The organism is Ottowia sp., from assembly GCF_035444425.1.
GTDB lineage: Bacteria > Pseudomonadota > Gammaproteobacteria > Burkholderiales > Burkholderiaceae_C > Ottowia.
This window is the reverse complement of the sequence record NZ_DAOMOQ010000071.1, coordinates 1-7,245: the sequence shown is the minus strand read 5'-3', so window position 1 is coordinate 7,245 and position 7,245 is coordinate 1. Positions and strand designations below refer to the sequence as shown.

Genomic DNA, 7,245 nt, shown 5'->3' with positions numbered 1-7,245 from the left:
CCACTACATCCGCCTGATGGCCTTCGATTCCACGCGCGGCGTGGAAAGCATCGCCATGAGCTTCATCGTCAACCGGCCGAAGCAGGAACCCGGCTTCGGTCTGGTGCGCCAGGAAGTGCAGGGTCGCAGCATGCGCTACACGGTGCACAGCTACGCCACGGACAAGGCGGAGGCCGAGCGGTATTGAGCGTTCTTGCCTCCTCTCCCGCACGCAGGAGAGGAAGTTTCGAAACCCTGTTTGCATCGAGCGATTGATTCGACCATGAACGCCCCCCTGTACCGCATCCCCGGCGTGGCTGCACCAGCCGAGGACGCAGCGCCCGCCGACGCATCCGCAGCGTCCCCGCTCGCCGTCGCCCGGGCGCGCACGGTGGGCGAGGTGCTGGCCGAGTCGCAGGTCGAGCAGGTGCTGGCCGAACTGGATCGCGACCTGGTCGGCCTGGCGCCGGTCAAGACACGCATCCGCGACATCGCCGCGCTGCTGGTGATCGACAAGCTGCGCGCCAATCTGGGGCTGACCGCGCAGGCGCCGCCGCTGCACATGAGCTTCACCGGCAACCCCGGCACCGGCAAGACCACGGTGGCGCTGCGCATGGCCGAGATCCTGCATCGCCTGGGCTACGTGCGCAAAGGGCACCTGGTGGCGGTCACGCGCGATGACCTAGTCGGCCAGTACATCGGCCACACCGCGCCGAAGACGAAGGAAGTGCTGAAGAAAGCGATGGGCGGCGTGCTGTTCATCGACGAGGCCTACTACCTGTACCGCCCCGAGAACGAGCGCGACTACGGTCAGGAGGCGATCGAGATCCTGCTGCAGGTGATGGAGAACCAGCGCGACGACCTGGTGGTGATCCTGGCGGGGTACAAGGATCGTATGGACACGTTCTTCCAGTCCAACCCCGGCCTGAGCAGCCGCATCGCGCACCACCTCGACTTCCCCGACTACAGCGCCGGCGAGCTGATGCAGATCGCCCACAAGATGCTGGGGGCGCAGAACTACCGCTTCGGCGACGGGGCGGAAGCGGCCTTTGCCGGCTACCTGGATCGCCGCATCGCGCAGCCGCATTTCGCCAACGCGCGCAGCGTGCGCAACGCGCTGGACCGCGCGCGCCTGCGCCAGGCCAGCCGCCTGTTCGCCGACCGCGAGCGCCAGCTCACGGCCGACGACTTGAGCACCCTGGCACCCGAGGACATCCTGGCCAGCCGCGTGTTCACGCAAGGAGTCACTTCATGATCACCGCAGCGACGGGCCGCCCCGAGCAAGGTGCGGCCCCCTCGGGGGGCAGCGCAGTCCGCGCAGCGGCAAGCGTGGGGGCCCGTTTGCAGGCACTCATCTTCGACGTCGACGGCACACTGGCCGACACCGAGGCCGCGCATCTGGCCGCGTTCAACCAGGCCTTCGCCCAGGAAGGCCTCGACTGGCACTGGGACCTGCCGCTGTACACGCGGCTGCTCGAAGTCTCGGGGGGCAAGGAGCGCATGCTGCACTACTGGCGGCAGGTGCATCCCGACGTGACCGACCTGGGCGGCGGCGTGCATGACACCATCAACCGGCTGCATGAGCTGAAGACCGCGCACTATGAGCGCCTGGTGCGCGAAGGCGCCGTGCAACTGCGCCCCGGCGTGCTCAAGCTGATCGAATCGGCGCACGCCGACGGCCTGCGGCTGGCGATCGCGACCACCACCTCGCCGGTCAACATCGGTGCGCTGCTGCGCGCGGCGATCGGACCGGACTGGCAGCACTTCTTCACCGTGATCGAGGACGCCTCGACGGCGCCGCGCAAGAAGCCCGACCCGATGGTGTACCAGCAGACGCTGGCGCGCCTGGGCCTGCCGGCGGTGGCCTGCCTGGCGTTCGAGGATTCGGCCAATGGCCTGGCGGCCGCACGCGCCGCCGGCCTGGCGACCATCGTCACGCCGAACGGCTTCACGGCCCATCAGGACTTCAGCGGTGCGCTGCGGCGGCTGCCCGATCTGGCGGGCCTGACGCTGGCGCAGCTGCGAGCCTGGCATGCCGACGCCGGCGGAGGGAAGGCATGAACGTGCCTCAGCATCAGGTACCGCGCCTTCGGCCCGCAGATGCGATCCGGCCATGTTGCCGCGTGCGCCCCACCATCGTTTTTCATCCCGTTCCAGCAGCCCGCCCATGAACGCCATCCACGAACTGCCCGGCCACGCCGCTGCGCACCAACCGATCAAGCGCCGCCGCTTCACGCTGACCCAGTACCTGATCGAGCAGCGGCGCCGCTTTCCCTCGGCCAGCGGTGACTTCAACGCGCTGCTGCTCGACGTCGCGCTGGCCTGCAAGGCGATCGCGCGCTCGGTGGCCTTCGGCGAACTGGGTGGCATGCTGGGCAACCCGGCGGCCGAAGTGGCCACCGGCGTCAACGTGCAGGGCGAGGAGCAGAAGCAGCTCGACGTCATCAGCAACGAGTACTTCACCCAAATGACGGAATGGGGCGGCCAGCTAGCCGGCATGGCGTCCGAGGAGATGGAGCAGCCGTACCAGATTCCGCCGACGCTGCAGCGCGGCAAGTACCTGCTGGTGTTCGACCCGCTGGATGGCTCCAGCAACATCGACGTCAACGTCACCGTCGGCAGCATCTTCAGCGTGCTGCGCGCGCCGCAGGACGTGATCGACTCCGGCCGCGACGTCACCGAGGCCGATTTCCTGCAACCCGGCTGCCAGCAGCTGGCGGCCGGCTACGCGCTGTATGGCCCGACCACGATGCTGATGCTGAGTGTCGGCAACGGCGTGGCCGGTTTCACGCTGGACCCGAACCTGGGCCAGTTCATGCTGACGCACCCTGACCTGCGGGTGCCCGAGGATACGCGCGAGTTCGCCATCAACGCCTCCAACGCGCGCTTCTGGGAGGCGCCGGTCAAGCGCTACGTCGATGAGTGCCTGGCTGGCCGGACCGGTCCGCGCGATAAGGACTTCAACATGCGCTGGATCGCCAGCATGGTGGCCGAGGCGCACCGCATTCTGATGCGCGGCGGTGTCTTCATGTACCCGCGCGACAGCAAGGATCCGGCCAGGCCGGGCCGCCTGCGGCTGCTGTACGAGGCCAATCCGATCGGCTTCCTCGTCGAGCAGGCGGGCGGGCGCGTGTCCACCGGCCGCGAACCCATGCTCGGCGTGCAGCCCGAGTCGCTGCACCAGCGCATCGGCGTGGTGTTCGGCTCGAAGAACGAGGTCGAGCGCATCGAGCGCTACCACGCCGAGCCCGCCGAACCGAACGGGCCGGTGCACCCGCTGTTCGGCGAGCGCAGCCTGTTCCGCGACGAGATGCTGTTCAAGTAAGCCGCGCCACCCAGATGCCGGCCGAGAGCTGAAACCATCCCTGAACCAGAACCTTCCCGAGAGCATCGAACGCAGCATGTCTGAACGCCATCCCATCATTGCCATCACTGGTTCGTCCGGTGCCGGCACCTCCACGGTGACGCGCACCTTCGCCAACATCTTCCGGCGTGAGGGCGTCAGCGCCGCCGTCATCGAGGGCGACAGCTTCCACCGCTACGACCGCCAGGAAATGAAGCGGCGCCTGGCCGAGGCGGAACAGCAGGGCAACAAGCACTTCAGCCATTTCGGCCCCGACAACAACCTGTTCGGCGAGCTCGAGGCGCTGTTCAGGACCTACGGCGAGACCGGTCAGGGCCGGGCGCGCAAGTACCTGCACAACGCCGAGGAGGCCGCGCCCTACGGCCAGGAGCCGGGCACCTTCACGGCCTGGGAGCCCTTGCCCGAGCGCACCGACATGCTGTTCTACGAAGGCCTGCACGGCGCCGTCATCACGCCCGAGCACGACATCGCCCGGCATGTCGACCTGCGCATCGGCGTGGTGCCGGTGGTCAACCTGGAGTGGATCCAGAAGCTGTGGCGAGACAAGCACCAGCGCGGCTACAGCGCCGAGGCGGTGACCGACACCATCCTGCGCCGCATGCCCGACTACGTACACTACATCGTGCCGCAGTTCGGTCACACGCACGTCAACTTCCAGCGCGTGCCGGTGGTCGACACCAGCAACCCCTTCATTGCGCGCGACATTCCCAGCGCCGACGAGAGCATGGTGGTGATCCGCTTCGCCAACCCCAAGGGCATCGACTTTCCCTACCTGCTGGGCATGATCCACGACTCCTGGATGAGCCGTGCCAACACCATCGTGGTGCCTGGGGGCAAGATGGAACTGGCCATGCAGCTGATCTTCACGCCCTTCGTGTGGCGAATGATGGAAAGAAAGAAGAAGGCCACCGCCTGAGGGGTTCACGCCGCTTGCCCTGCGCCCGCAGGAGCGCGGCGACGCCACCGGCCGGGCCCGGCCCGCCGCACCGCGTCCACTGGCATGGCCTGCTCCGCGCCCTTTCCGAGTTTTCGTTTTTCGCGCGACGGCGCGATGGAGATTCACGTGAACGCCCCGCAACCCGAACTTGCCCGCCGCATGGCCAACGCCATCCGCATGCTGGCCGTCGATGCCGTCGATGCCGTCGAGCTGGCCAACAGCGGCCACCCCGGCGCGCCCATGGGCATGGCCGAGATGGCCGAGGTGCTGTGGCACCGGCACCTGAAGCACAACCCCGCCAACCCGCACTGGGCCGACCGCGACCGCTTCGTGCTCAGCAACGGCCATGCCTCGATGCTGCTGTACGCGCTGCTGCACCTGACCGGCTACGACCTGGCCGTGGCGGAGTTGAAGCGCTTCCGCCAGCTGGGCTCGAAGACGCCGGGCCACCCCGAGGTCGGCATCACGCCGGGCGTCGAGACCACCACCGGCCCGCTCGGCCAGGGCCTGGCCAATGCCGTCGGCATGGCGCTGGCCGAGAAGCTGCTGGCGGCCGAGTTCAACCGCGACGGCCACGCCATCGTCGACCACTTCAGCTACGTCTTCGTCGGCGACGGCTGCTTGATGGAGGGCATCTGCCACGAGGCCTGCTCGCTGGCCGGCACGCTGCGGCTGTCGAAGCTGATCGCGCTGTATGACGACAACGGCATCTCGATCGACGGCCATGTCGAGGGCTGGTTCACCGACGACACGCCGCAGCGCTTCGAGGCCTATGGCTGGAACGTGATCCGCGCCGTCGATGGCCACGACGCCGAGGCCGTCGATGCCGCGCTGCGCGCCGCCCGTGCACAGGCTTCGCAGCCGGATGGCAAGCCGACGCTGATCTGCTGCCGTACCGTGATCGGCCACGGCGCGCCCGGCAAGGCCGGCGGCCACGAGGTGCATGGCGCGCCGCTGGGTGCTGCGGAAATCGAAGCAACCCGGGCGCAACTCGGCTGGCCGCATGCGCCGTTCGAGCTTCCCGCGGATGTGGCCGAGGCGTGGGACGCCCGCGTCCGCGGACAAGCCGCCGAGCGCGCCTGGCGCGAGCGCTTCGAGGCCTACCGCACGGCCTTTCCCGAACTTGCGGCCGAGTTCGAGCGCCGCATCAGCGGCGAGCTGCCCGATGACTTCGAGGCCCGCCTGCCGGCGCTGCTCGCCGCCATCGCCGCGCAGGACGCGCCGGTGGCCACGCGCAAGGCGAGCCAGAACGCGCTCGATGCGCTGGGGCCGCTGCTGCCCGAGCTGTTCGGCGGCTCGGCCGACCTGACCGGCTCCAACCTGACCCGCTTCAAGGGCTGCGCCAGCGCCGGCCGTGATCGCCCCGGCCGGCACCTGAGCTATGGCGTGCGCGAGTTCGGCATGGCGGCGCTGATGAACGGCATGGCCCTGCATGGCGGCTACATCCCCTACGGCGGCACCTTCCTGACCTTCAGCGACTACAGCCGCAACGCGGTGCGCATGGCGGCGCTGATGCGCCAGCGCGTGATCCACGTCTTCACCCACGACTCGATTGGCCTGGGCGAGGATGGCCCCACGCATCAGAGCGTCGAGCACGTGCCCAGCCTGCGGCTGATTCCGGGGCTGGATGTCTGGCGGCCTGCCGACGGGCTGGAAACCGCAGTCGCCTGGGCCTGTGCCATCGAGCGCTGCGATGGCCCCAGCGCGCTGGCGCTGTCGCGCCAGAACCTGCCCAACCTGACCGGTGACAAGGCATCGGTCGCCAGCATCCGGCGCGGCGGCTACGTGCTGTCGGACCTGGCCGGCGCGCAGGCGGTGCTGCTGGCCACGGGTTCCGAACTCGCGCTGGCCATGCAGGCGCAGGCCACGCTGGCCGCCGAGGGCATCGCCACGCGCGTGGTGTCGATGCCCTGCACCAGCCGCTTCGACTGCCAGGATGCGGCCTACCAGGACGCGGTGCTGCCGCCGCAGCTGCCGGCGGTGGCGATCGAGGCGGCGCACCCGGACTTCTGGCGCAAGTACGTCGGCCGAAGCGGCGCGGTGATCGGCATCGCCAGCTTCGGCGAATCGGCACCGGCCAAGGACCTGTACCAGCATTTCGGCATCACGGCCGCCGCAGCGGCCGCTGCGGTGCGAGCGCTAGTGCATGCCGCCCGGCCGATCCGGTCCGACGACGTCATGGCCGAGCCGGCCATCGGCTGAGGAGGGATCGGGCGATGCACTACCGACTGATCTGCTTCGACCTCGACGGCACGCTGGTCGAAACGGCACCCGAGATCCTGGACGCCGTCAACGACACGCTTGAGCAGTTCGACCTACCCGGCGTCGAGCAGAGCCAGGTCGAGCGCTGGATCGGCCACGGCACCCATGAGCTGCTGGTGCAGGCGCTGGCGTATGCCAGCGGCGTGGAGGTGCAGGCCGTGCGCGCGATGCCGCGGCTGTTCGCCATCGGCCAGGCCTTCGATGACCACTATGCGCGGCGCTGCGGCACGCGCGGCCGGCTGTATCCGTCGGTGCGCGAGACCCTGTACGAGTTGCGCGAGCACGGCGTCCGCCTGGCCGTGGTGACGAACAAGGAATCGCGCTATACGCAGCGGGTGCTGAGCCAGCATGGGCTGAACACCTGTTTCGACCGCGTCGTCAGCGGCGACACGCTGCCTGCCAAGAAGCCTGATCCGCGCGGCATCGAGGACTGCATGCGCGCCTTTGCCGTGCCGCCCGGGCGCACGCTGTTCGTTGGCGACTCCAGTATCGACGCGGCCACCGCGCGGCGTGCCGGCGTGGCCGTCTGGCTGCTGCCCTATGGCTACAACATGGGCCAGCCGATCGAGGCCTGTGCGCCCGATCGCACCATCCCCAGCCTGGCGTCCATCACGGATACCGCGAGTTCTTCCTCTTCTTCCTGAAATCATGAGCATCAAGATCGGCATCAACGGCTTCGGTCGCATCGGGCGCATGGTATTTC

6 protein-coding genes and 1 pseudogene are annotated in these 7,245 nt (G+C 68.7%); all 7 read left to right on the top strand.

All coding sequences use genetic code 11. The features are described from left to right. A pseudogene (locus PK606_RS15660) lies at nucleotides 1-187 on the top strand (ribulose bisphosphate carboxylase small subunit); the annotation flags it as partial. A 75-nt stretch (nucleotides 188-262) separates the two neighbouring features. Then, the gene (cbbX, locus tag PK606_RS15655) at nucleotides 263-1,234 is read left to right on the top strand and encodes a CbbX protein (protein WP_324565279.1); all 972 of its coding nucleotides are present in this window, start codon (nucleotides 263-265) and stop codon (nucleotides 1,232-1,234) included. Next, complete coding sequence (locus tag PK606_RS15650; RefSeq protein WP_324565277.1) at nucleotides 1,231-2,040, top strand: HAD-IA family hydrolase; 810 nt, start codon at nucleotides 1,231-1,233, stop codon at nucleotides 2,038-2,040. Before cbbX ends, PK606_RS15650 begins: the two co-directional genes overlap by 4 nt. A gap of 106 nt (nucleotides 2,041-2,146) precedes the next feature. Further along, complete coding sequence (locus PK606_RS15645) at nucleotides 2,147-3,304, top strand: class 1 fructose-bisphosphatase (protein ID WP_324565275.1); 1,158 nt, start codon at nucleotides 2,147-2,149, stop codon at nucleotides 3,302-3,304. 76 nt (nucleotides 3,305-3,380) lie between these two features. Continuing rightward, the gene (locus PK606_RS15640; protein ID WP_324565273.1) at nucleotides 3,381-4,259 is read left to right on the top strand and encodes a phosphoribulokinase; all 879 of its coding nucleotides are present in this window, start codon (nucleotides 3,381-3,383) and stop codon (nucleotides 4,257-4,259) included. Between the two features lie 135 nt (nucleotides 4,260-4,394). Then, entirely contained in the window at nucleotides 4,395-6,482 is a 2,088-nt protein-coding gene (gene tkt / locus PK606_RS15635; RefSeq protein WP_324565271.1) for a transketolase, read from the top strand. A 14-nt stretch (nucleotides 6,483-6,496) separates the two neighbouring features. Further along, nucleotides 6,497-7,186: an HAD-IIIA family hydrolase gene (locus tag PK606_RS15630; protein ID WP_324565270.1), complete on the top strand. Its 690-nt coding sequence runs from the start codon at nucleotides 6,497-6,499 to the stop codon at nucleotides 7,184-7,186. Nucleotides 7,187-7,245: the final 59 nt, after the last annotated feature.